The following is a 25,536-nucleotide window of genomic DNA, read 5'->3' as shown; positions in this document are numbered from 1 at the left end:
TAAAAACTCAGAATAACGATTAGGTGCTAAGCGCCTAATCGTTGACTACAAGTATTACCCTAACCCACCATCTAAAACAGCTTTTAGCTTCTGCATCTGACTTTCCAAAGAGAAGCTAACACTTGAAGCCATTGAAAAGAAACTTAATAGCGCCTTCAAATTAGAATCTCCTTCGCAGACGGTATGAATTCTCTGCCATAACGCCTGATTAACAAGCTGCAATCGCTTATTCCTATCAACCAACCCAACCATATCCCAATCGGGGTCCCCCCCTCCACGCATCTCAAAATGCTGCTGAACAAGATAGATAGACACATTTCGAAGTATAAACTCATCATTCGAAGCAAAAGGCATGTGATGTTGCGCCATCGGTTTTAGTTCAGACAAGATAGGACATTTGCTGGTCGCTAGCACCAACCCCATCAAAGACCTTAAACCCTCTTCTAACCCGGTATGTTTCGAATAGGTTCGCTCAGGCGTAGTAACCCGAACATCCACCTTCTGAAACGCTGGTTGGGTTTTAAAATCAGCAACTAAGCGCTGTATATCAAGCGCCGCTGGACAATATTTCTGACTTTTTCCTAATGGACAGTTAGTGCACTGGCAATGCTCTAATCTAGCCCACTCTTCAGCATTCTCATCAGCCCACTCATCTGTAACCTCGGGGCGCTCAACATCAACTTGATACGCAAGTTGCTTGCTATCACTGAACTCAAAAACATAGTCAATTTTCATTCGCTAACAACACCATTTATAACGATTCTATAAAATCAAAAAACACTATTTAAATAATAGATGCATGCATTTAATCTCTATGATTTATTTATAGCTCATGTTTAAGATAAACACATCCATCTAGTTGATTTATTTTACAATTATTTTATTTTTCGAAACCGTTTTTTAAGCATACTCAGCCATACTGCTAGCCCGCCATACTCTCAAGCTCAACCCATCGATCCATTGCTTCGTTTAATTGCAACTCTATAGACTCCAGTTCTGCCAGCTTTTCACTAACCAATTCATGATCTTGATTATAAAACTCGGCTGACCCTACCGCTTCTTGCAACTGCTCCAACAAGGTTTCAAGTGACTCAATTTGTGCAGGTAACTTTTCAAGCTCTAATTTATGCTTATAACTTAGCTTTTTACCTTTTGCAGTCTCTGCTTTTTGCTTTTCCTGAGTTATTTTAGGTGCTGGACTTGGCTCAGAGACCACATTAGATTTCTCTGAGCTTTTCTCTTTGCCTAATTCGTCAAAGCCGCCAGTATAAGCTACCCAATCAGAATACCCCCCAATATACTCCTGAACCTTTCCTTCTTTTTCAAAGACCAAAGTACTTGTTACAACATTATCAAGAAAGTATCGATCATGACTGGTAATTAAGAGGGTACCTTTAAAAGCAGTGAGAAGCTCTTCTAATAGCTCAAGCGTATCAACATCTAAGTCGTTTGTCGGTTCATCCATTACAAGGATATTGGCAGGTTTACTAAACAGCTTTGCAAGCAACAGTCTATTTGTTTCACCGCCAGAAAGTGCTTTAACGGGCGACCTTGAGCGTGCAGCAGTAAATAAAAAGTCGTTTAAATAGCTGATTATATGCCTGTCTTTGCCTCCAATAGAAAGAAACTCCCGCCCCTCTGACACACTATCAATGACCGTTTTTTCAGGGTCTAACGCACTTCTCAATTGATCAAAGTAGGCAATATCAAGCTTCGTTCCTGTTCGAACAGTACCTTCGGTAGGCTCTAAACTCCCCAGCAACAATTTAAGAAGAGTCGTTTTACCCGTTCCATTTTCACCGATAAGCCCGATTCTATCTCCCCTCATTACGGCTAAAGATAGATTCTTAATGAGTGTTTCACCACCAGGGTACGAAAAGCTGATATTGCTAGCTTCCGCTACTAACTTACCTGATAGTGATGCATCATCTAGGGATATTTTCGCACGACCCTGTTTTTCTCTTCGCTCCTGCCTGACCTTTCTTAAACCTTCGAGATTTCGCACTCGACCTTCGTTTCTAGTTCGTCGAGCCTTAATCCCCTGCCTTATCCACACCTCTTCTTCAGAGAGTTTTTTATCAAATAGGGCATTTTGACGCGCTTCATCTTCTAGCAACTTACCCTTACCTTCAAGATAGCGCTCATAATTGCCCGGCCAGGACGTTAAGTTGCCTCGATCTAACTCAACAATTCTTGTCGCCAACCGCTTAATGAACGAGCGATCGTGACTGACGAATAATAAAGCCCCCCTAAACTCAATGAGCTGTTTTTCAAGCCATGAAATTGCAGGAATATCAAGATGGTTAGTCGGCTCATCTAATATCAGAACATCTGGATCATTGACCAATGCCTTTGCCAGCAACACGCGGCGACGCCAACCACCAGAAAGAGAGTTCATTTTTTTATCAGGGTCTAGGTTAAAGCGTTTAATAAGGTGATCAACTTTATTGTTTAATGACCAACCATCGCTAGCTTCTATTTTGGCCTGCACACGTTCTAATTCGACGAGGCTTGAACCAGAATCTGCATGTTGAATTAACTCATGATACCTCGCTATCCATCCCCCGACTTCATCTAAGCCTTCAGCTACAACCTCAAAGACGGTTTTGTCAGTCGCATCAGGAATATCTTGTGGGAGCGTACCAACAGTGACACCATCCTGAAAGCGAACAAAGCCTGAATCAGGCACCACATCGCCCGAGACAATTTTCAACAACGAAGACTTACCCTCGCCATTACGTCCAACCAAACAAACACGCTCACCAGCATCTACAGAAAAGTTAACCCCATCTAGCAAAGGCTTTAACCCAAATGCGAGACTTACGTCATCAAACCTAACGTTTGACATCACAAAACTCCAACTCAATTATTAGTAAACAATTAGCAATTGTTATTCGCCAAATATCTAATGTTGTCTATCCTTTAAATGACTTAGCATTCAAAGGGTTGTTAAGCCATTACGCATTCAAAAATATCGGTAACGAACAATATAATTAATACAGAGGAAGCCGCATATTTTTCTACACGTTAGCCAGTATAACCTTTATTTACAAACTTTGAGGCACCTTCATACCTCACACTAATTTTATCGCACACATATTGTCAGGAGATGATTTTGAGTGACCAAATGCAGAGCTCTAACGCCCATAACCCCGATCTTGACTGGAGCCAAGTAAGAGAAACCATCAATATGCTTACCTTAGCCGTCGCCCAGATCGAAAGCTCCATGAAAGAAAGCGAAGACGCCGTCTCTAGTTTAACCGAAACATTCACGCGCGTTGCCTCAAAGTTAAATAACCTAGCTGAAAGCGGAAAATCACTTAATGATATCAACGCCGAAGAGCAAGCAAGCGTCATAAGCACAATTAAAGATGAATCAAACGATATCAACACAGAGGTATCGAGCGCAATTGTGGCATTCCAATTTTATGATCGTTTAAGTCAACGACTCGAACACGTAAAGCGCAACCTTTTAAGCCTAAGTGGCGTTATCAGTACACCAGAGCAGCTTTACAACCCTGCCGCCTGGAAAAAACTACAAACCGAAATCACCTCCAATCATTCAGTTGAAGCCGAACGTATAATGTTCGAGCACATATTAAAAGGCGCCACCATTGAACAGGCACTCGAAATTTACAGACATCACTTTGATAAGAAAACAGAAACAGAGAGCGATATAGAGCTTTTTTAAAGTCAGGTCACACTTGCACTGAAAACCTTAATTACGACAACTAAATGATAGTTCTGCCCAACCTAGAGCCACTCGAGAATTTCAACTTTAGCTCCAACGTCTAAGGTGCCCAGATTTTTATGTACCAAATTTTGACCAAAGCAAACGCCATACTCATTTCTTCGGTAGCCCGCTAAGGTTTTTAACGGCTCCTTACCATATTTTAAGGTTGATTCATCAATCGTCGTCATAATACATCTTGAGCAAGGCTTTACTATTTCAAATTCAATCTCACCTACTCTAATACGTTTCCAGCGATCTTCTTCGTAAGCATCACAACCTGACACCACTAAGTTTGGCCTAAACCTAGACATCATAACTGGGGAGTCTAGCCTTTCATTTAACTCCAAAAGCGACGCCTCTGTGGTTAACAAAAAAGGATAGCCGTCTGCAAAACTAACACGCTGCTTATAATCAGCATACTGCCGATCAACCTGCCTAAATGATGAATTTGGCATATACACTAGGTTAACGCGCACACCCAATAAACTTGAAAACCAGTCACTCACCGAAGGCTCTGCTTTAAGCGCACCAACCGCATCCCCCCATACAACCGTATCTACATGCTCTGAAAAACGCGCTGCAGACACCTTCAACTCCGCCCCACCAGAAGCGCAAAACCTTAACGCGACACCTTGATCTTCTACACTTATCGTACCCAAAAGCGGGTATTTTCGCTGAGTAATGAAGACCCCTTTATCATCAATCAGCATCCACCGACGATCATTTTGAATGCCAAAATCGTCAACAATCGTGCTCGCTAAAGGTACGCCTTTTAATGATTTTACAGGATATTTATTGATTGATGCTAACTGCATTTCTTCCTCATATAGCACACCTTGGGCATGCAAAGTGACTGCATTTAAGTAGCGAAAACTACCGACTAACGGATAACACTTTTAAGTCTACTCTGAACAACCTCAGCTAACTCATCAGGTTGAAATTTAGATAAAAACCCGTCACAGCCTACTTTTTTTACCATCGCCTTGTTAAAGTTACCGCTAAGAGATGTGTGCAGCACAATAAATAGATGCTTAAGTCTATCGTCTTGCCTAATGGCTGTAGTCAACATATAGCCATCCATTTCTGGCATTTCTGCATCAGTAATGATCATGAGCAATTTATCAATTTCTTCAATGCCCTGTTCAGCCCACCCTTTTAATATATTAAACGCTTCAAGCCCATTAGTTGCACAAACAACGTCTAATCCTAATTTTTTAACGGTACTGCTCGCCTGCCCCATAGCAACTGGGGAATCATCCACAATCAGCACTCGCCTCCCCTCCCCTTGCGAAAGAATATTTTGGTCTAGGATATCATCAGATATATCGGTATTGTACGGTACAATCTCAGCCAACACTTTTTCAACATCTATAATCTCTACCAACGTGCCTTCATATCGAGTGATTGCGGTGAGGTAGTGATTTCTTCCTGCCCCCTTAGGCGGTGCCGAAATATCCCCCCAATTCATGTTCACAATTCTATCCACTCCACCAATTAAAAACCCCTGAACAGATCGATTATACTCAGTCACTATAATCGTCGAGTCACTCGTCGGTGTTATAGGCGGCATCTTGATAGCCATACTCAAATTAATAATAGGGACGGTTTTTCCCCGAAGGTTCGTTACCCCGCAAACAGCAGGATGCTCATGAGGCATTTTAGTTAACCCAGACAACTTCAACACTTCTTGTATTTTAAACACATTAATAGCGAAGGTTTGGCGGCCATTTAAATTAAACATCAACAACTCTAGACGGTTCTCACCGACTAACTGAGTTCGCTGATTCACTGAATCCATAACCCCAGCCATGAAAACCTCCATTAAAAATTAAGCAAAAAATGTCTATCAGATAATTAATTATCTTTAAGTGTAGATCAAGAAAGCTTGAGTAGAAGTAGACTGAAAATTATAAATTAAACGACGGGAGGAAAACTACATTTTAAACGCTATAAATGTATTATTGATAAATATTAGATAATTGAGTTAATCTTGAAATGTAAATAATCTTGATATTTCAAACACCCTGTAAACCTTGAAAAGACTGAGTATTTAAAATAATTTGGAGCGGGAAACGAGATTCGAACTCGCGACCCCAACCTTGGCAAGGTTGTGCTCTACCAACTGAGCTATTCCCGCTTAAGAAAGGTGTAGTTTTAATTCAACTATAAATTAAACTACTAAATCAACCCCCATACAATCAATGGCTTATATGTTTTTGAACCAGTGCCTTGGAAGTGGTGCTTATTATAGGGGGCTGTTTTTTATGTTGCAAGCACTAAGTTTAATTTTTTAGTTAAGGCTGCATCAATAAATGAATTGCGCGCTTTAAAATAGCTCGGGTTTTAACCTCATCGATCTCACCCTCACTAACAATCCCTTCGTATAACAAGCCCTGCACAGAACTGATAATAAACATGGCGTCTTCTTTTGGAGCAGGTGCATTGGCGATCGTTAGGAAGTCAATCAAGCGACTATACCAAATAGCCCGGTAATCTCTTGCTAATGGCTTCAAGCGCTCATCACGAACTGCCTCAAGCAAAAATGCCATTTCAGCGAGTAGATCTTCTCGTCTAAATTTCACTTGCGCCTTAATATAGGCTACACCCATACTAATTAAGTCTTCAGAAAACTTCTCTTTTGTTTCAGCGTTGTTATGAATCTGCTTAACGTCATAAGTCTCTACAAGCTTATTAAGCTCGCCATAAAACAAATCCAAAACCTGTAAGCTCTTTTCAGCAAACAGCATAAATGCATCACTGATAAGCTCTTCTATATCTTTGAAGTAGTAAGTAGTAGAAGCCAAAGGAACGCTAGCTTCTTTAGCGACAGCACGGTGTTTGACACCCCGAATACCTTCACGAGAAACGATCCTTAAGGCAGCCTCAAGAATTTCTCGACGTCGATGCTCGCTTTTGGCTCTGGCCGCTTTGCGCCCCTGATATTGAATAGAGCTTTTTAATGACTCAAACTCTTTTGTCGTTGCGACATTTTCAGCATTCATCACTTACATCCAACTTACCTGGTTGACTAAAAATCCAGCTGTATTTTTTATTTTTATTGTTTGCAGGATAACTAAATTTTAAACATTCTATCAAATTAATACGAAACGCAATATTGACCTATTCTCATTTCATTGTTTTTTTTCAAAGCCGCTTTGATATTAATCACTTCCTGCCGCTATACTAAGACCATGCACGCTGTAACGGTCATTTGTCATTAAACTATTTGAAAACACACCATTTTCTATACAGCCACCATTATGAAAACAACTCACATGGTTCCGTTTAAATAAATTTATATCGTTACAGCCTTAAACATTAATTAACAGGTAACACGTGTTGCGTATAACTAAAGGGTTTAACATTATCACACTCAAATTACTAACACCCTCAAGGCTTGGTATCATCACCCTATTGCTTTTTAGCTTAGCGACAACAGGTAACACTCAAACAGTTGAAAAACTAAAAGTGGCTTATGTTGAATTTCCGCCGATCGAGTACAAAGATGAAAACAACCAACCCGCTGGCTCATTCATCGAGATAACAAAAGCAGTATTAAACAATGCAGAAATAGAATACGAATTTGTATTTCTGCCTATTGCTAGAGCTTATTTATACCTTAAAGAAGGCAATATAGACATGTGGCCGGGCTTATCTGGCATCCCTTCACTTCAAGGTCATGTCTTAGAAAGTAAGTCTGTACCTAGCAACATCACGCTATCTGCATGGTATCTAAAAGGAACACCACCAATATCACACATAAAAGAGCTTTCAGGCACGCATACTATATTAATCAATGGTTATACTTACGCAGGCCTGATTGATAAGATAACCCACGAAGATTTTGGCATGATCGCGCTATTCACACCCACGCACAAATCTGGCCTAAAAATGCTCCAACTACAAAGAGGTGAATATTTTCTAGACTACAATGAGCCTATCAACGCTTACTTAAGAAATAACCCTGTAGATGATCTTCAGCACAGCGTTTTAAATAAACGCAACTCATCCTTTATAGTGTCAAAAAAATATAGCCATGCGGAAGAATTAATTAAAAAGCTTGATCAGTCATATCATCAACTGATCACTAATGGAACCATCACACCTAACACCAGCCACTAAAACAATGAATTATACATCAACACGCTACAAGACTACCGGTAAGCACTTCTGCGCAGTTGTTCTACTACTACTTCTATCTATCACTAACCTATCTGCAAAAGAGAATATTAAACACAGCTATCAATCATGTACCATTATTACTACCGAAATGCTAACAACGGCTCAATTTTATAACCGTGGAATTCCTCTGAATGAACTCATTGAGAGCTTGCCCAACCTTTCCTCTCAAGGCGAAAAAAAAGTAAGGTCCACTTATAAACTAATAGAAGAGTCTGATTTACTATCAGCGTACTCAGCTATCAATTCAGATTATGCCAAGTGTGCAAAGCAAGTACATACTGATCAAGGAAAGCCGTCCTTCAACTCTCCTGAGTACGGCTACTATTTTTGCGCCGGTGAAAACAAGCTAAGATACGAAATTATACTTGCCATCTTTCTCAAGCAAACGAAAGAAAACGTTATCCCACAAATTCCAAAATCAAGACGTAATATTGCAATCCATTACTTTGATCTAGCTGAAGCTGAAGGTTTAGAAGCCGTTTTTGATCTTATGGCTAGCAGCTTAAAGTATTGCATTAATCAAATTGGCTCGAACTAACCAGTAACGCCTTCCAAACCAAGTTAATAAAAGACAATATTTTTTAATACTTAGTTATTGACATAGTTACACCTCCACCATAGAATACGCGCCACCTTGACGAGGTAAAGCATTGCGTCCCCATCGTCTAGAGGCCTAGGACACCGCCCTTTCACGGCGGTAACAGGGGTTCGACTCCCCTTGGGGACGCCACTTATTCTAAAAGCCCGTGCAATCTTATTGCACGGGCTTTTTTCGTTTTAGGTTTATTAACAATCAATCCAGTAAACGCCTCCCTCTTTTTTATTTTTATTCTACACTTAAATAAATCATCCAAAGAAAGCTTCAGCAAAGAAGAAGAACCCTATCTCGAGAGCACTAATGACCGAACAAAATGTATTGTTAGCGCGACAGCCTATTTATGATACTCAACAAGAATTAGTAGCCTATGAACTTCTGTTCAGGCCAGAAGATAAATGCGATATGCCAAATTTTGATGGCAATATTGCTACGTCCAGAGTATTACTTAACGCCTTTACGGAAGGCGACATAGAAAAAGTAACCGGCAATAAACCTGCGTTTGTTAACTTTACAAAAGAACTTTTACTAGCCCCCCCTCCCTTCAACCCCGAACTCATTGTTGTTGAAGTGCTCGAAGACATCATTATTGATACAGATGTTGTAGATGCAATAAAAAATCTCAAACATAAGGGATACCGCATCGCCCTAGACGATTTTGTGATGGATGAGCGTTACAAACCCCTGCTACCTCTGGCTGATATCATAAAGCTTGAACTTCCCGCCATGAATGCCGATGAATTAAAAAGTGCAATCAACCATTTAAGACAATTTTCTAACACGCTTCTAGCCGAAAAAATAGAAACAATAAAAGACTACAACCTATGTAAAGGTTTAGGTTGCGACCTTTTTCAAGGCTATTTTTTAAGTAAACCTGAGATAATTAAAGGACAAAAACTACCGCAAAATAAGCTAGCAGTACTTCAACTAATTAGCGAATTACAAAACCCTGCCGTCAATGTAACTGAACTTAACGCCATTATATCGAAAGATCCAACGCTAAGTTTCAAGCTACTTAAACTGGTAAACTCAGCCGCTTATAGAAGAGCCGTCACTATAGACTCGATACACATGGCTGTAATGATGATAGGCATCAGCAAGATTAAGAGCTGGTCTAGCCTGCTTGCACTTAGCAAAATGGATGACAAGCCAGTATCGCTAAGACAAATATCGCTAGCAAGAGCAAGACTGTGCGAACTTCTGTCTCAAAAACTATCACCCGATCAGCCTGATTTATACTTTACAACAGGCTTACTTTCGAGCCTAGATATCTACTTCGATACACCTCTGAAAGAACTACTATTATCCTTACCGTTAGAAGCAACGATATCCGATGCACTTATCCATTACCGTGGAAAGGCAGGACTAGCAATTCATACAGCAAAGCATTACGAACAATCAAAGTGGCAGGCAATCCACTGGAATTTACTAGAACGATTCGGGATTTCAAAAATTGATTTAAATAGAATGTATATTGAAAGCGTTACTTGGGCCGGTAAGCATACAGAAGAGTAATTGAGAGCCTACATATAAGGCTCTCAACTTCATTTATAGTTTAACTTACTTCTCTTTTTTCCATCTTTAGCAAAAAAATAAGCAAACCCGACCATAAACGCCACCATCAGGCCTACGGTACCTATGCCAGCTAAAACAACAATATCTGTATACATGTGACACCCCTTTGCTAGCCCCAATCATCAAGGCTTATTTATTGATAATCATAATCAAACCATATACTCATATAGAGGTATAGTTATTGATATTGATCAAATTAGACACAGCCGCACTTGTTTTTCATCATTACCTAAGTAAAAAATAAGAACATATCTATTTCAGCCGTTATTAATAAATAATTACATAAAAAGGTATCGATTTTTCAGCAGGTTGCAAAATGCTAGTCTATTATTCTAATGTAACTTAGCTAAGTAGACTTAATAGCCTTAGGGTTCGCTTTAACCAGACATACTAAGATCTCGGTTAACCCAAAAGACCTTATAATTAGCATACAAGAGAATCCGTTCATTCGACATGCCTAACCTTTTACAGCGCATAAAGCACTTTAAATCAAGCTCACCGCTTTCGTATAAGATGCTCACTTACATTCTTATTTGTAGCTCAATGTTTACGCTGATCACAGCGGGCGTGCAAATTTATTCTGATTACAGTGAAGATATTTCGAAAGTAGATGAAAGAATGTCTGTCATCGAAACAAGCTATATGAGCAGCTTGTCGAGAAGCTTATGGTCTCTAGATCAAAAATTACTCAATGTTCAAATGCAAGGAATTCTTAACCTTCCCGATATCATACAGCTTAGGTTAAATGTTTACCCTGATTCAGAAATAGTGCTAGGTGAGTTAGATTCAAACATTTCCACCGTTTCCCACACGTTCCCCCTTATTCATAATAGTGAAGAAATCTACACCCTAGGGGAGCTGACAATTGTTGCGAGTATGGAAGGAATTTATGAGAACCTTAAACGAAAGGTGTTTGTAATTCTGACCACTCAAGCGTTCAAAACCTTTTTTATCTCAATTCTAATACTTTGGATATTCCAATACCTTGTAACTCGACATCTTGGAAGAATGGCTGAATATGCGCAAAGCCTAAACATCAAGCACCTCGATAAACCACTCGTTCTCGACCGAGAAAATACAAAATTTAATGAGTCTGACGAATTATCTCAAGTGACTAATGCCATTAATAGCATGCGGCTAACGCTCATTGATGATTTACAAAAGCAGTATGAAAGCGAAAATGAAATTCGAAAACTCTCGTTAGCCCTTGAGCAAAGCCCTTCTTCAGTGCTCATTTGTGATCGCAGTTGGAAAATCGAATATATTAATACTAAATTTTCTCAACTGACTGGATTCGAGCTAAACGATGTAATTTCCCAGCACCCGCGAGATATTAATGGTGACGTTTCGACTCAACACGCTCAACTTTGGGACAACATTCAATTACAAGTTGAACGCGTAGGTGTGTGGCAAGGTGAAATCCACAATACTCGCAAAGGCGGAGAACGCTTTTGGGAGCAGTCTATTATTACCCCCATAAAGGATAACGAAGGGAGGCCAAACCACTATCTAATTCTTGGGGAAGACATCAGTATTCGTAAGCGTTACGAACAGCAATTACTTAGACAAGCCAATTACGACATTCTCACAGGTTTACCCAATAGAATGTTAGCACTTGACCGCTTAAAGCTTGCCCTCGCTCAGGCAAGAAGGGACGACCACAAAGTAGGCTTAATGTTTCTCGATTTAGATAATTTTAAGCATATAAACGACACAATGGGGCACGATAATGGTGACAGTCTATTGATTGAAGCCTCTCGTCGTATTTCATCTTGCTTAAGAGGCACCAGCACAGTTGCACGGCTTGGTGGTGACGAGTTCCTCGTTATTTTACCCTCTCTCGATGACGATGCAGCGGCAGAACAGGTTGCGGAAAGAATACTTCAAACATTCACCCCTCCCTTTATTCTAACCAATCAAGAAGTGTTTATAAGTACCAGTATTGGTATTGCTATTTACCCAACAGATAGCGACACAAGCTCCACCCTTCTGCAACATGCAGATGCTGCAATGTATCAAGCAAAAGACAAAGGAAAGAGTTCATTCCAACGCTTTTCACCTGAAATGAATCAGGACTCGCACGAAAGACTCCAAATTGAAACCCGGCTAAGAAGAGCATTAGAACTTGAAGAGCTAGAACTGTACTATCAACCGATAGTACAGGCATCGACAGGTAAAATAATAGGTGCTGAAGCACTAATACGCTGGAACAACCCCACACTAGGCATTATATCGCCTGATAAGTTTATACCGCTAGCAGAAGAAACAGGCCTTATAGTTCCCATCGGCGACTGGGTACTCAATACAGCCTGTAAAGATATTAAACACTGGCAGCAAACGACAGGAATGAACCTTACGATTGCCGTGAACGTATCACCCAGACAATTTAGAGACGGTGGTTTTATTGAAACCGTTAACCAAGTACTGTCTGAGACTCAGTTAGACCCTCAGTTTCTAGAACTTGAAATCACAGAAAGACTTATTCTTGACAAGTCGATCGAAACATCTGGAATATTTAAGCACCTCGACGAAAAAGGTATTAAGCTTTCAATTGATGACTTTGGAACAGGCTACTCAGCACTGGGGTACTTAAAAAGTTACCCTTTTGACACACTTAAGATAGACAAGTCATTTGTACAAGACGTTATTGAGTCGAGTGAAGATGCAGCGTTAGTGACGGCCATCATTACAATGGCCCATAGCCTTGGTTTAAAAGTTATTGCAGAAGGAGTTGAAGAAGCACCTCAACTTGGTTTTCTAAACCAACACAACTGTGATTACGCTCAAGGTTACTTTTTTAGTCGACCTGTGCCTGCTGAAGACTTTAACAACTGGCTCACGAAAAATATCCAAGATAATGCCTAATGAAACATGTTTAAGCACGCCAATTAGGTAGCAGTGACAATAATGCACTGCTAATATAGCCTTTCAAATGAACGGGCATGGTAATGATTGATAATATTTCATCGAGTTAGTTAACCAATATCAATGAGCGCACACCCTATTCCACTAAAATTTAGCCCCCTACTTTTCTAACCAGTAATAAACCTATGAATAACGATACAATTCTTGTTATTAACTGTGGCAGCTCTTCCCTTAAGTTCGCACTTTTTACAGCTAAAGATTTTGACTGTGTGGCCTCCGGACTAGCTGAAAAACTTGGCACCACAGACGCCTTCATAACCATCAAAAAGGGCGACAATAAAACAACCTCAAACTTAACATGCTCAGACCATAGTACCGCTATCAAACACGTTATTAACTCATTAAAAGAGATGCAATTACTCACCCGCGAACCTATAGGTATTGGTCATCGAGTGGTTCATGGCGGGGAGTCATTTAGTAACTCTGTCAGGGTTGATAAAACCGTGCTTGCTGAAATTGAAAAATGCGCTGCACTTGCACCACTGCATAACCCCGCAAACCTCCTTGGCATTACGCTAATGGCGGAGTTTTACCCTTCTACACCACAAGTAGCTGTCTTTGACACGGCATTTCACCAGTCATTACCAAAAGCATCATACCTTTATCCTATTCCCTATCACCTATATACCGACCATGGGATAAGGCGATATGGCTTTCATGGGACTAGCCATAAGTATGTGGCTGAAATCGCAGCCAGTAAACTTAAAAAGCCCTTAAGCGAATGTAATTTTATTACGGCTCACTTAGGTAATGGCTGCAGTGTCACTGCAATAAAAGATGGACTTAGTGTCGACACCAGCATGGGGCTAACACCCCTTGAAGGTTTGATGATGGGTACACGTAGCGGCGACATTGACCCAGGCCTTTTTGAGTTTTTATGTAAAATAGGTATGAATAGCGAAAGCATCAGCCAAATGCTGAACAAAGAAAGCGGTCTTATCGGTGTGTCGGGTGAAACCAATGATATGCGTACCTTATTTGAACTAGCTGAAAACGGTAATGAAAGAGCCGCATTAGCGATTGAAGTATTTTGTTTCAAACTTGCTAAATACATTGCTGCTATGGCGTCATCTCTCCCCTCAATTGATGCTCTTGTGTTTACCGGAGGAATAGGCGAAAACGCGAGCCAAATCAGAGCAATGACACTTGCAAGACTGCCCATATTAGGCTTTAAGATATCAAGTCAGTTAAATGAATGCCATGGCGCTGAATCAGATGGACGAATCACTGATCCAAAGGGGACACTCGCTCTAGTGGTTCCAACCAATGAAGAGTTAGTCATAGCAAGAGATACTTTAAAAAACGCCTTATAACTTAAACTAAGCTTAATCGTTAATTGAAAGTAACTGCATACTAAGCAGTCATTAATTTGCAATACACACCAAAGGTGACACGTGCCAAAAACATTTTTTATAGCGCCCACGGCTCTTAACTCTGGTTTAACATCAATATGCCTCGGCCTCGTAAGGGCGCTTGATAGCGTCGGGGTCAGGGTTAGTTTTTTTAAGCCTGTCGCTCAAATACATTCGAGTGAAAAAATTGATATCGAAACAGTCGACAAGTCGATCCAGTTTGTCCGAGCAAAAACAAATTTACTCCCCCCCCAGCCTATTAGCTTAAAGTATGCACAAACCCTAGTTAGCCAAAACAAGTCTGGCAGACTCATGGAAGAAATTATTGGGCTATACCAACAAACCATTGCAGACTCAGATGTAGTAATCGTTGAAGGGTTAGTCCCTGATCGAAATGAGCCATATACTGCTCGGTTAAATGCTGAAATAGCGCGCAACCTTGATGCCGAAGTCATACTTGTCGCCTCACCAAACAATATGACACCAACAGAGCTTGATGAGCACTTAGCGCTTTCTGCTCGCCTTTATGCTGCATCAGGTGATCCTGACGTCATTGGCTGCATTCTAAACAAGGTCAACGCACCCGATACACCCGACCGTACAAGCTCATATAATTACGATCGGACACATAGCCTTCAAGATAACATTGATCACAACCCTATCAACAAGTATGAACAAGCTTGTTCTATTTTTGATCAAACGTTCAAACTTATCGGCTCTATCCCTTGGCGTTACGACCTTTTAGCCCCCAGAACAAGTGATATAGCAAAACAACTAGATGCTATTTTTATTAATAAAGGCGACCTCGAAAACCGTAGAGTTTCGTTTATTTCTGTTTGCGCTCGTACCATTCCTAATATGGTTGACCAACTTTTACCGGGCGCTTTAATCGTAACACCCGGCGATAGAGAGGATGTCATTATCGCTACCTGTATGGCTGCATCCAACGGTGTACCGCTAGCAGGCCTCGTACTAACCGGCAACTTTCAACCAGACCCCAGAACATTAAAGCTATGCAATCGCGCGTTAGATTCTGGCTTGCCAGTACTTTCGACACGTGCGGATACATTCGAAGCCGCTAACCGGCTCTCAGAAATGAGTGGTGAAGTGCCAGTTGATGACCTTGATCGAATTGAAAGGGTCATGGAAGCTGTTGCAAACGCACTTGATATTGACTGGTTACGCTCTAGGTTAACACTTATCAGAGAGCCTAGACTGTCACCTCCAGCTTTCCGCCATCAATTATCTGAACGAGCCCGAGCAGCAAACAAGCGTATTATTCTGCCCGAAGGAAACGAGCCAAGAACCATACAAGCGGCTGTTATATGTCACCAACGATCGCTCGCACAATGTATCTTAGTGGGTAACCCTGATGAGGTTCACTCAGTTGCAGAGTCACAAGGTGTGATTCTGCCACCAGACATTATCATCATCGATCCAGATGAAGTTAGAGATAATTATATTCAGCCAATGGTTCAACTTCGCCAGCATAAAGGGCTAGCACCCGACATGGCTCAAGCACAACTAGAAGATAATGTTGTATTAGCAACAATGATGGTCGCGTTAGACGAAGTTGACGGCCTTGTATCTGGTGCAGTGCATACCACGGCTAATACTATACGACCTGCACTTCAGCTTATTAAAACTCATCCACAAGCTCGCGTAGTTTCATCAGTATTTTTTATGTGTCTTCCCGAGCAGGTTTTAGTGTATGGCGATTGCGCTGTTAATCCTGACCCTGATGCTCAGCAACTCGCAGATATTGCGATTCAAAGTGCTGACTCTGCCAGAACATTTGGTGTAACACCTCGTGTTGCCATGATTAGTTATAGTACCGGTAGCTCTGGAACAGGGCATGATGTCGATAAGGTTCGCGAAGCCACTCGAATAGCTAAAGAGCAACGACCCGATCTAATTATTGACGGCCCCTTACAGTATGATGCAGCCGCTATTGAAAGTGTTGCTCGCAGTAAAGCGCCAGATAGTCCGGTTGCAGGTAAAGCGACTGTATTTATATTTCCAGATTTGAATACAGGCAACACAACCTATAAGGCAGTTCAGCGAAGTGCTAACGTGATTAGTATAGGTCCAATGCTTCAAGGCTTGAATAAGCCGGTAAATGATCTTTCGAGAGGGGCTTTAGTAGAAGATATTGTATTTACAATTGCTTTAACGGCCGTGCAGGCAACACAAACTGAAAAGTAAACGATAAACAAAAGATATTTAAGCGCCTTCATTTAAGAAGGCGCTTAAACACACCTATTACTGAGTTCTTCCTTTGTTCTTAAACGTCTTCTTAGCTTTTTGCTGAGGCTTACCTTTTACACGGGCAGCATTCTTTTGTTTGCTCGAAACAATTCTATTACCCACATCACTCTTACTCGCAAATGGGTTTTCGCCAGACTTAAACTCAAAACGAATCGGGGTGCCAGACACTTTTAAAACGCGTCTAAAGGTGTTTTCGAGGTAGCGTTTATAGCTTGCAAGAAGTGATTTTGTTTTGTTTCCATGAACAACAATAACAGGAGGATTAGACCCGCCTTGATGCGCATAACGAAGCTTAATTCGGTTTCCGCCCACCATAGGAGGCTGATGCTCTGACACACAATCTTCAAGAATACTGGTCAACTGATTTGTTGACCACTTAGCCATAGCAGAGCTATAACCCGCATCAATGGAGTCATAAAGATCACCCACACCGGTACCGTGAAGTGCAGAGATCATATGTGTATTGGCATAATTTAAGAACGTGAGTCGTCTATCAAGTTCACGACGAACTGCGTCTCTTTCGCTCTGTGTCATGCCATCCCACTTATTAACAGCAAGCACAAGCGCACGACCAGAGTCGATAGCAAACCCTATAAGGTGAAGGTCTTGTTCAACAATACCATCTCGCGCATCAATAACGATAACGACAACATTAGAATCTTCTATCGCCTTAAGCGTCTTAATAATTGAGAATTTTTCGACGGTTTCTTTAATATTCTTTCGTCGCCTAACACCCGCTGTATCTATTAGCGTATAGGGCTTCCCTCTTCGCTCATAAGGGATATAAATACTGTCTCGGGTTGTACCTGGCATATCAAATACAATAACCCGCTCTTCGCCTAACAAACGATTAACTAACGTTGATTTTCCAACATTAGGGCGACCGATAATACCAATACGAACACCTTTCGAGGCATGTTCTGCACTTAACTCAGACTCGTCAATAGGGTGACTTTCAAGTACTTCCTCTATCAATGAGCGAGTTCCACGGTTATGTGCTGCGGCCGTTAAGCGAATATCACTCATGCCTAGTGAATAAAAGTCTAGCGTAGCAACATCTGGGTCAAGCCCATCAATCTTATTAATAACAAGCCAGGTCTTTTTGTTTTTTACACGCAGATGCTTTGCAATCATTTCATCTGCGCCAGTCAACCCTGCCCGTGCATCAACAACGAAAAAGACAATGTCTGCTTCTTCAATTGCGAGCATCGATTGGGCGGCCATTACCGCATCAATACCATCTTCATCACCGGAGATACCGCCGGTATCAATAACAATAAAGCGACGATCTTCTAGCTGGCCTTCGCCATATTTTCTATCTCGCGTTAGCCCAGGCAAATCTGCAACAATAGCATCTCTAGATCGAGTCAAGCGGTTGAAGATTGTTGACTTACCAACGTTTGGTCGCCCAACTAAAGCAATAACGGGTACCATTAAATAAAGCCTCTAAAGTGCAATTTTGTAAGCAGCTAAATCGCCGCTGTTACTATAAATAAAAAGCATGTCATCGCTTATTAACATAGGCGCTCTTACACCATCACTATCCAGGTGTACTCGTCCCATAAAGCGACCATCAATTTGTGACAAAAAATGTACGTATCCTTCAAAATCTGCAACAACGGTGGTGCTGCCAAAGGCTTTGGGTGCAGTCAGCTGTCTGAATTTAAGGTTTTCTTGGCTCCAGACTTCTGTGCGCGTGGCCTGATTATAGGCAACAACGACGCCACTTGCAGTCGAAACATAAACATTACCAAACCCCAAGTCTACGCCGGTATAGCTTGACTGTTGTTTTGACCAAATCTCTTTACCCGTAGGTAAATGGATGGCCGATAACTTTCCTTGGTAAGAAACCGTATAAACAGCATCATCTCGAATAATCGGCTGTCCATCAATATCAACCAACCTTTCTAGTTCAGTTCTACCTTTAGGTATACCTATCTCAGCATTCCATACTGGCGAACCGGTAATATTTCTAAAGGCAACAAGCTCACCATTGGCAAACCCTGCCAAGGTAAGTTCATCAGTAATAACTGGGCTAGAAGTACCTCGAATGGAAAGTACGGGAGCATTACTATCGTAACGCCACATCATCTCTCCGGTCTCTGCGTTTAAGCTGACCACCTTACCATCAATTGATTGAATGACCACTTGACGACCGTTGCTTACAGGTGGTGATAGCACCTCACTGGTTAACGTTGCTCGCCATTGCTCCATGCCACCTTTACGATCAACGGCCACTACCTCACCATGGTAAGTAGCAAAGTAAAGCTGACTGTCATCGCCTCCCAAGGCGCCACTAACCGGCTCTTCGTACTCGACTTCCCAAAGCTCTTCACCGTCAGACTTGTTCAATGCTAACAGTAGACCAGAGTGATCTATTGCATAAATAGTGTCACCGATGATAATCGGCGTCAGCTTCAAATATTGGCCTTCATTACCGTTGCCTATAGACTCATCCCAGACTTTGATGATTTCAATTTCTTCATCAAAGTCTTCAAGTTCCATAGGCTCTTCTTTAATTTCGTCAGAGCTACAACCAACAATTAACAGTGAAGATAGCGCAATAAAAAGAAGTAGAAACTTTTTGTACGCATTAGGTGCGTGCATTAAGCACCCTCCTCAGTGAGTCCAAGGTCAGCCATTTTAAGCGTTAGCATCGGGCGCTGAACGCCAGCTTGTTTCATCGCCTTATAGGCCTCAACATAAGATGCTTTAGCATTTTCTAGGTCACCTGCTCGGTGATAGATATCCCCCTTAATTTCGAGGTATATCGCTGCGTAGGTTCCTGCATTTTTAGCATCAAGCAACGCAAACGCCTCTTCTTGCTTACCTTGACGATCTAATACTCTCGCTAATCGACCTTTAACCAAAGGCGCTAAAGAAGAGTCAGGGTTATTGGCCAATATCCAACGAAGCTCAACTTCAGCACCCTCTAAATCTTTTTTACCAACCGCGTTCTTTGCTAAAAATAACGCCGAGAACGTTGCGTATTCTGTGTCTTCATATTCAGACTTGAGCTTGCTGGCAATAAATTCAATTGAAGATGCAGTCTCTTCTGTAGCGGTTGGTTCTAAAGCAACTTCTAACAGTTGTTGATATAGCGCAGAAGCAGCACTTTTAGTATTTTCAACATTTTGTTGGTACATCTTCCAACCAAAAACAAGTGCTAGCGCCAAACCTACACCGATAATTAACGAGTTACCGTTGTCTTTCCACCACTGCTTAAGTGCTGCAACCTGTTCTTCTTCTGTTCTATGCTCCACCCTTATATCCCCTTGTCCTTATCATTCAATTCAAAAAGTTAACATCGTAGTTGTTTTTTAATCACGCTTGTTTGTTAATCAACACTAGACTAGATAGTCTTCAATAATATCTAAAAGATCGACAATCGGTGCTTCGATCTGTTGTCTATTATTTGACTCTTCAGCCCCTTGTGAAAGATCTCTTAAAGGTTTTACAACAACTGTTTTATTTTTAATTTCATTTTCGCCAATAATAAGCGCTACAGGTGCACCGCTCTTGTCCGCTTTTTTCATTTGGCTTTTAAAACTACCACCACCACAATGAGTGACTACTCTTAGCGATTGAAATTCATTGCGTAATATTTCAGCTAACTTAAACGCCTCTACTTGCGTTCCCTCTCCCACTGAAACGATAAATACATCAGCTGAATTGTTAACTTCCGCCGGTATTTTATCTAAACTTTCGAGCATCAGTATGAGCCTTTCAACGCCCATAGCAAAGCCCACACCCGGAGTTGGTTTGCCTCCCAACTGCTCTACTAATCCATCATATCGGCCACCCGCACATACGGTACCTTGCGCCCCCAAGTCTTGGGTAACCCATTCAAAAACAGTTTTACTGTAATAGTCTAATCCACGTACCAATCGACTATTCACCTCATACGATACGCCATTAGCATCAAGTAAGCTTAATAAGGTTTCAAAGTGCTCTTTTGATTCGGCATCGATATAATCAGCAAAGTCTGGAGCATTATCAAGTACACGCTGAGTATCTTGATTTTTACTATCAAGAATACGCAACGGATTCGACTCGAGGCGTCTTTTACTGTCATCATCTAACGCATCGAGATGACCACTCAAATAACCAACAAGTGCTGCTTTATATGCTTTTCGTGCCTCACTGGTACCCAATGAGTTGATCTGCAATGTAACATTATCCAAAAGGCCTAATGCTTTCCAAAACCGAGCTGTCATAATAATCATTTCAGCATCGATATCGGGGCCTTGCATACCAAAACACTCAACACCAATTTGGTTAAACTGGCGATAACGCCCTTTTTGCGGACGCTCATGTCTGAACATCGGCCCACAGTACCAAAGCTTTTGCGTTTGATTAAACAAAAGACCGTGCTGCTCTGCCGCTCTTACGCAACATGCAGTACCTTCAGGGCGTAAGGTTAAGCTATCGCCATTACGATCTTCAAAGGTGTACATTTCTTTTTCAACGATATCAGTCACTTCACCAATTGACCGTTTGAACAACTCAGTTTGCTCAACAATCGGCATTCTGATTTCACTGTAGCCGTAAGACTGAAGCACTCTACGAACAGTGTCTTCCAAATACTGCCATTTAGGCGTTTGTTCTGGCAGGATATCGTTCATCCCGCGAATAGCCTGAATCTTAGCCAAAGTTCTAATCCTGTTTATCTCTACTAATGTTATATCAATCTGAATGACTAAATCGTTCAGCCTTTTACAATAATTCGATCTGACTGCTGAGTGGCATCTGATGCCTCTTTAAGGGCAATCTTTGCTCTTATCGTTCTCTCAAGATTATCAACTAAGCTTTCGTTTTGTAACTTGTGATCAGGAACACCATCGACATAAAGTAAGTTCGCAGGCGAACCACCTGTAAGGCCGATATCAACTTCTTTAGCTTCACCAGGACCATTTACGATACACCCTATAATTGCAACATCTAAAGGCGTTGTAACATCATCAAGCCTAGCTTCAAGGTCGTTCATAGTCTGAACCACATCAAAATTTTGTCTAGAGCAACTCGGGCACGCAATAAAGTTAATTCCTTTTGCTCTTAGCTTAAGGCTTTTAAGAATATCAAATCCGACTTTAATTTCTTGTACCGGATCTGCCGCTAACGAAACACGAATCGTGTCACCAATACCGTCCATTAACAACATGCCTAAACCAACAGCTGACTTAACAGTCCCCGACCTAAAACCACCTGCCTCTGTTATACCAAGATGCAAAGGCTGCTCTATTTGGCTGGCAATCTTGCGGTAAGCTGCAACCGTCATAAATACATCAGATGCTTTAAGGCTGATTTTATAATCCTGAAAGTCATATCGATCCAAGATATCAATATGGCGCATCGCTGATTCAACAAGCGCATCAGGAGTGGGTTCACCATACTTCTTTTGCAGGTCTTTTTCTAATGACCCGGCATTAACACCGATTCGTATTGGTACGCCACTATCACGAGCGGCACTGATAACAGCTCTAATACGGTCTTCACGACCAATATTACCAGGGTTGATTCTCAAACAATCAACACCTAGCTCTGCCACTTTAAGTGCAATTTTGTAATCAAAATGGATATCAGCAACCAATGGAACATTCACTTCTTGGCGAATTTTCGCAAATGTTTCAGCCGCATCTAGGGTTGGTACTGAGACTCGTACAATATCAGCCCCAGCTTCTTGCAACTGTGTAACCTGCTTAACCGTTGCAGCAACATCTAGCGTATCTGTGTTTGTCATGCTTTGAACAGCAATAGGCGCATCACCACCAACAGGGACATTTCCAACCCAGATCTGCCTTGACTTGCGGCGCGTTATAGGAGATTCAAACTTCATAAGCTAACTGACTTTAGATTAATTTTAATGAGTTAATTCAAGTGAAGCGCGATTATTTCTAACCCTAACGGTTGAAAAATCGATGACCTTATCATTAAACAGCACTGTCGCTTCACTAACAGCACCTATGACCACACTAAACGGTAAACCGCCCGTATAGTTAACTTCTTCACCAGCTTTTTTGAGGTCTGCGATAACGGTCTTACCGTTGCCATTTTTAAGCGTGAACCAGCAATCACCGGTAAATTTCACATTAAGCGTGCCAGTATCTAACACGACCTCAGGTGAAGACTCTTGATTATTATTTACTTCAAGAACCTCTATGTTATTCGGCTCTACCATTACGTCTGGTTCGCTAGCATCCAGCGCGTTATCATCCGCTGCGATTGATTTAGGTATATTAACTGGCGAAACTTTTTCGACCGTTTCAGACTCTATCTCGACCGTTTCAGACTCTATCTCGACCCCTTCAGATGCTGACTCGATCGCTCCAGCTGTAGGGGCTTCATTACTATTATCATCAACTGCATCAGTTACTTCAGCAGTCTTATTCAATTCAATAGCGTTAACGTCCACTTCTAACAAAGGTGGCACTTCTTGAATAACATTGTCAGAAACATCTTCAGATGCAACGTCACGATGAACGTTGACATTAGTAGCCGATGTTGGCGTCTCGGAAATAGCAGTATCACTCATCATTTTATCGCTGAAGAAATACACTATCGTACCTGACGCCGCAATAAGAAGAAGCAATATGACAACATATTTAGAGCGTTTATTTCTCTTTGCTTTGCCATTTGACTGTTTGGTGTTGGCCTCAATTTCAGCTTTTCGCCCTATGTGCGCTTCGAGCTGCTGAATCACTACAGCTTCACTCAAATTAACCAGTCTGGCATAACTTCGTATATAGCCTTTTAGAAAAATATCACTGGGCAATACTTTGTAGTTCTCTTCTTCCATTGCGACAACAATAGAAGGCCTTAGATGAAGCTCATCCGCAACACGCTCGACTGTATAGCCTTTAGCCTCTCTCCCGCTTCTGAGAGAATGACCTAAACCAGAGGCCTGAGCCATCTGTTGCTGTTCCTGTGTTTGTTCACTCATTTTATTTCAGAGCTCTATATTGTTTGTATTCTTGAGATTCAGGATAAAGCTTCTTTAATAACAACGCATAACTTGATTCTTGGCCGCGATCATTAAAATGACGCGCAAGCTCAATACCCAACCATAAGCTTTTAGCTGAATGTGTCATGCCGCTACTCCGAATAACATTGACCATTCGGTTGTAATACTGCTGACCTTTAAGGTATTCACCCTTTTGAACCAGTAATTGCGTAATACCGATCAGCGCTTGAGCTTGGTTGCGGTCTAGTGATAGCGCTTTTTCATACGCCTTTACGGCTTGATCGCTCTGATCTAACTTAAGGTAACATTGGGCTACATTAATGAAAATAACCGATCTTCTTGGGTAATCTGTATCAGTACCCGCAAGCTCAAACTGTTCAAGTGCCTCACTGTACCTTTCTACTCGATATAAAAAAGAGGCATAAAATGTACGACCTCTTGTATTCTTTGCGTCTAACTTAATCGCTTTTTTAAAGTGTTCTTCCGCAAGTTCATTTTCTGCTTGCTGCTGATACAGTAAACCTAGTGCGGCATAAGCCTCAGAACTGTCGGAGTCTATTTCAAGTGCTCGTCCAATATTTGCTCTGGCTTTTTCGAAATCATCTCTCTGAATATAGGCTAAGCCCAACTGAATATAATTCTGTACAGCTTTGCCCTCATCAGCTTTTCGTGAAAATGCACTATCCGTTGTAGTGACACAACCAGAAAGAATAAACACTAAAAAACCAATAAAATAAAACTTCATATATCCCCAGATAACGATAAGTACACTAATAAAATAACGATAGTTTTTTGTATTTATTACATTTTAACGTAACTAGCAACCTCAGTTTAACCCGAGTGTTCTTTAAGTGGAATATACTTTTCACTTCTTCGAGTACGGTCTGCAACCTTACCCACCAACTGCCCACAAGCAGCGTCTATATCATCCCCACGAGTAGAGCGTACAGTGGTAACGTAGCCACCTTCAACCAACACATCCTGAAATCTACGCACTGCATTCCCTGATGGCTTTGTGTAATCGCTTTGCGGGAAAGGGTTAAACGGTATAAGGTTTATTTTACAAGGCAAATCTTTTAACAAATCAACCAATTCATGCGCCAACTCAAGCTGATCATTTACGCCCTCTATCAGCGTATACTCAATCGTTGCTTTACGCTTATCAGACAATGAGTTTAAGTAACCCTGAACAGCCTCTAGTAATTCACTGATGGGGTACTTCTGGTTGATAGGCACCAGTTGATCACGTAATTCATCATTAGGTGCATGTAACGAGATGGCAATTGACGCATCTGTTAAGCCCGTTAGTTTTCTAATGGCAGGCACTACACCCGCCGTACTTAATGTCAGTCGTCGCTTAGAAATACTATAAGCGAAATCATCCATCATCATATCCATTGCATCAATAACATTATCAAAGTTAAGCAATGGTTCACCCATCCCCATCATTACCACGTTGGTAACAGGACGGTCTTTTTCAGGATCAATATCTTCAAATGACTTTACAGCTACCCACACCTGACCAATGATTTCAGCCGCAGAAAGATTGCGGTTAAAGCCTTGTTTACCGGTAGAGCAAAAACTGCAATCTAACGCACACCCGATTTGGGAAGAAACACACAAGGTGCCTCTATTTCCATCGGGAATAAGAACCGTCTCGATGCTACTTCCGCCTTCCATCTCCATCACCCATTTACGGGTGCCATCAGATGAAATATCTTGATAAGTCACTTTCGGAACCGTTATTTCTGCAATATCAGCCAATTTGGAACGTAACACCTTACTAATGTTGGTCATTTGATCAAAATCTGACACACCATACTGATGTATCCATTGCATAACCTGCTTCGCTCTAAATGGTTTTTCACCAATATCAGCGAAAAATTGTTCCATTTTGGAACGCGTTAGACCAAGCAAATTTACTTTTTTGATTGTGCTCATCTTA

General features: G+C 41.3%; 21 protein-coding genes and 2 tRNA genes. 8 read left to right on the top strand and 15 right to left on the bottom strand.

Going from position 1 to position 25,536, the window contains the following annotated elements; genetic code table 11:
* Window positions 1-54: 54 nt before the first annotated feature.
* Window positions 55-735 carry a DUF6901 family protein gene (locus NKI27_RS08360; RefSeq protein WP_265049206.1) on the bottom strand — a complete coding sequence of 227 codons (681 nt, stop codon included), beginning with the start codon at window positions 733-735 and terminating at the stop codon, window positions 55-57.
* Window positions 736-922: 187 nt separating this feature from the next.
* Window positions 923-2,848 (bottom strand): ATP-binding cassette domain-containing protein, encoded by a 1,926-nt coding sequence (locus tag NKI27_RS08355; protein ID WP_265049205.1) that lies wholly within the window; start codon window positions 2,846-2,848, stop codon window positions 923-925.
* A 267-nt stretch (window positions 2,849-3,115) separates the two neighbouring features.
* On the opposite strand from NKI27_RS08355, the gene NKI27_RS08350 reads away from it, so the two are divergent.
* The gene (locus tag NKI27_RS08350; protein ID WP_265049204.1) at window positions 3,116-3,691 is read left to right on the top strand and encodes a hypothetical protein; all 576 of its coding nucleotides are present in this window, start codon (window positions 3,116-3,118) and stop codon (window positions 3,689-3,691) included.
* Between the two features lie 62 nt (window positions 3,692-3,753).
* Here the strand turns inward: NKI27_RS08350 and NKI27_RS08345 are convergent, their stop codons facing one another.
* From NKI27_RS08345 to NKI27_RS08330, 4 genes are all read right to left on the bottom strand, one after another.
* Entirely contained in the window at window positions 3,754-4,548 is a 795-nt protein-coding gene (locus tag NKI27_RS08345) for an MOSC domain-containing protein (RefSeq protein ID WP_265049203.1), read from the bottom strand.
* A 65-nt stretch (window positions 4,549-4,613) separates the two neighbouring features.
* Entirely contained in the window at window positions 4,614-5,543 is a 930-nt protein-coding gene (locus NKI27_RS08340) for a chemotaxis protein CheV (protein WP_265049202.1), read from the bottom strand.
* A 251-nt stretch (window positions 5,544-5,794) separates the two neighbouring features.
* Window positions 5,795-5,870: transfer RNA gene (locus NKI27_RS08335), tRNA-Gly, on the bottom strand.
* A 157-nt stretch (window positions 5,871-6,027) separates the two neighbouring features.
* Window positions 6,028-6,735 (bottom strand): TetR/AcrR family transcriptional regulator, encoded by a 708-nt coding sequence (locus NKI27_RS08330; protein WP_265049201.1) that lies wholly within the window; start codon window positions 6,733-6,735, stop codon window positions 6,028-6,030.
* 334 nt (window positions 6,736-7,069) lie between these two features.
* Here NKI27_RS08330 and NKI27_RS08325 point away from each other — a divergent pair, with 334 nt between their 5' ends.
* From NKI27_RS08325 to NKI27_RS08310, 4 genes are all read left to right on the top strand, one after another.
* The gene (locus tag NKI27_RS08325; RefSeq protein ID WP_265049200.1) at window positions 7,070-7,855 is read left to right on the top strand and encodes a substrate-binding periplasmic protein; all 786 of its coding nucleotides are present in this window, start codon (window positions 7,070-7,072) and stop codon (window positions 7,853-7,855) included.
* 4 nt (window positions 7,856-7,859) lie between these two features.
* A complete protein-coding gene (locus tag NKI27_RS08320) occupies window positions 7,860-8,453 on the top strand; it encodes a hypothetical protein (protein WP_265049199.1) in 594 nt (197 codons plus the stop codon).
* Window positions 8,454-8,569: 116 nt separating this feature from the next.
* Window positions 8,570-8,645, top strand: a tRNA-Glu gene (locus NKI27_RS08315).
* Window positions 8,646-8,813: 168 nt separating this feature from the next.
* Window positions 8,814-10,025, top strand: a complete 1,212-nt coding sequence (locus NKI27_RS08310; protein WP_265049198.1) for an EAL and HDOD domain-containing protein — start codon at window positions 8,814-8,816, stop codon at window positions 10,023-10,025.
* Window positions 10,026-10,054: 29 nt separating this feature from the next.
* Here the strand turns inward: NKI27_RS08310 and ccoM are convergent, their stop codons facing one another.
* Window positions 10,055-10,180: a cytochrome c oxidase subunit CcoM gene (ccoM, locus tag NKI27_RS08305; protein ID WP_265049197.1), complete on the bottom strand. Its 126-nt coding sequence runs from the start codon at window positions 10,178-10,180 to the stop codon at window positions 10,055-10,057.
* 448 nt (window positions 10,181-10,628) lie between these two features.
* Here ccoM and NKI27_RS08300 point away from each other — a divergent pair, with 448 nt between their 5' ends.
* From NKI27_RS08300 to pta, 3 genes are all read left to right on the top strand, one after another.
* Window positions 10,629-12,950 (top strand): bifunctional diguanylate cyclase/phosphodiesterase, encoded by a 2,322-nt coding sequence (locus tag NKI27_RS08300; protein ID WP_265049196.1) that lies wholly within the window; start codon window positions 10,629-10,631, stop codon window positions 12,948-12,950.
* A gap of 185 nt (window positions 12,951-13,135) precedes the next feature.
* The gene (locus tag NKI27_RS08295) at window positions 13,136-14,323 is read left to right on the top strand and encodes an acetate/propionate family kinase (protein WP_265049195.1); all 1,188 of its coding nucleotides are present in this window, start codon (window positions 13,136-13,138) and stop codon (window positions 14,321-14,323) included.
* An 81-nt stretch (window positions 14,324-14,404) separates the two neighbouring features.
* Entirely contained in the window at window positions 14,405-16,567 is a 2,163-nt protein-coding gene (gene pta, locus NKI27_RS08290) for a phosphate acetyltransferase (protein WP_265049194.1), read from the top strand.
* Window positions 16,568-16,624: 57 nt separating this feature from the next.
* Here the strand turns inward: pta and der are convergent, their stop codons facing one another.
* The 8 genes from der to rlmN all read right to left on the bottom strand — a co-directional run bounded on the left by der (window position 16,625) and on the right by rlmN (window position 25,532).
* Window positions 16,625-18,064 carry a ribosome biogenesis GTPase Der gene (der, locus tag NKI27_RS08285; RefSeq protein WP_406803045.1) on the bottom strand — a complete coding sequence of 480 codons (1,440 nt, stop codon included), beginning with the start codon at window positions 18,062-18,064 and terminating at the stop codon, window positions 16,625-16,627.
* Window positions 18,065-18,076: 12 nt separating this feature from the next.
* Entirely contained in the window at window positions 18,077-19,237 is a 1,161-nt protein-coding gene (bamB, locus tag NKI27_RS08280) for an outer membrane protein assembly factor BamB (RefSeq protein WP_265049193.1), read from the bottom strand.
* On the bottom strand, window positions 19,237-19,893 hold the full coding sequence (locus NKI27_RS08275) for a YfgM family protein (protein ID WP_265049192.1): 657 nt from the start codon (window positions 19,891-19,893) through the stop codon (window positions 19,237-19,239). The genes bamB and NKI27_RS08275 overlap by 1 nt, the downstream gene beginning before the upstream one ends.
* Before the next feature lie 84 nt (window positions 19,894-19,977).
* Window positions 19,978-21,282, bottom strand: a complete 1,305-nt coding sequence (hisS, locus tag NKI27_RS08270; protein WP_265049191.1) for a histidine--tRNA ligase — start codon at window positions 21,280-21,282, stop codon at window positions 19,978-19,980.
* A gap of 56 nt (window positions 21,283-21,338) precedes the next feature.
* Window positions 21,339-22,466, bottom strand: a complete 1,128-nt coding sequence (gene ispG / locus NKI27_RS08265; RefSeq protein ID WP_265049190.1) for a flavodoxin-dependent (E)-4-hydroxy-3-methylbut-2-enyl-diphosphate synthase — start codon at window positions 22,464-22,466, stop codon at window positions 21,339-21,341.
* 24 nt (window positions 22,467-22,490) lie between these two features.
* Window positions 22,491-23,570 carry a RodZ domain-containing protein gene (locus tag NKI27_RS08260; protein ID WP_265049189.1) on the bottom strand — a complete coding sequence of 360 codons (1,080 nt, stop codon included), beginning with the start codon at window positions 23,568-23,570 and terminating at the stop codon, window positions 22,491-22,493.
* 1 nt (window position 23,571) lies between these two features.
* Window positions 23,572-24,336 (bottom strand): type IV pilus biogenesis/stability protein PilW, encoded by a 765-nt coding sequence (gene pilW / locus NKI27_RS08255; protein ID WP_265049188.1) that lies wholly within the window; start codon window positions 24,334-24,336, stop codon window positions 23,572-23,574.
* Window positions 24,337-24,422: 86 nt separating this feature from the next.
* Window positions 24,423-25,532, bottom strand: a complete 1,110-nt coding sequence (gene rlmN, locus NKI27_RS08250; protein ID WP_265049187.1) for a 23S rRNA (adenine(2503)-C(2))-methyltransferase RlmN — start codon at window positions 25,530-25,532, stop codon at window positions 24,423-24,425.
* Window positions 25,533-25,536 lie beyond the last annotated feature (4 nt).

It is taken from the genome of Alkalimarinus alittae (assembly GCF_026016465.1).
Taxonomy (GTDB): Bacteria; Pseudomonadota; Gammaproteobacteria; order Pseudomonadales; family Oleiphilaceae; genus Alkalimarinus; species Alkalimarinus alittae.
Note: the sequence above shows the minus strand (reverse complement) of the source record. Positions and strands in the feature narration are given on the sequence as shown.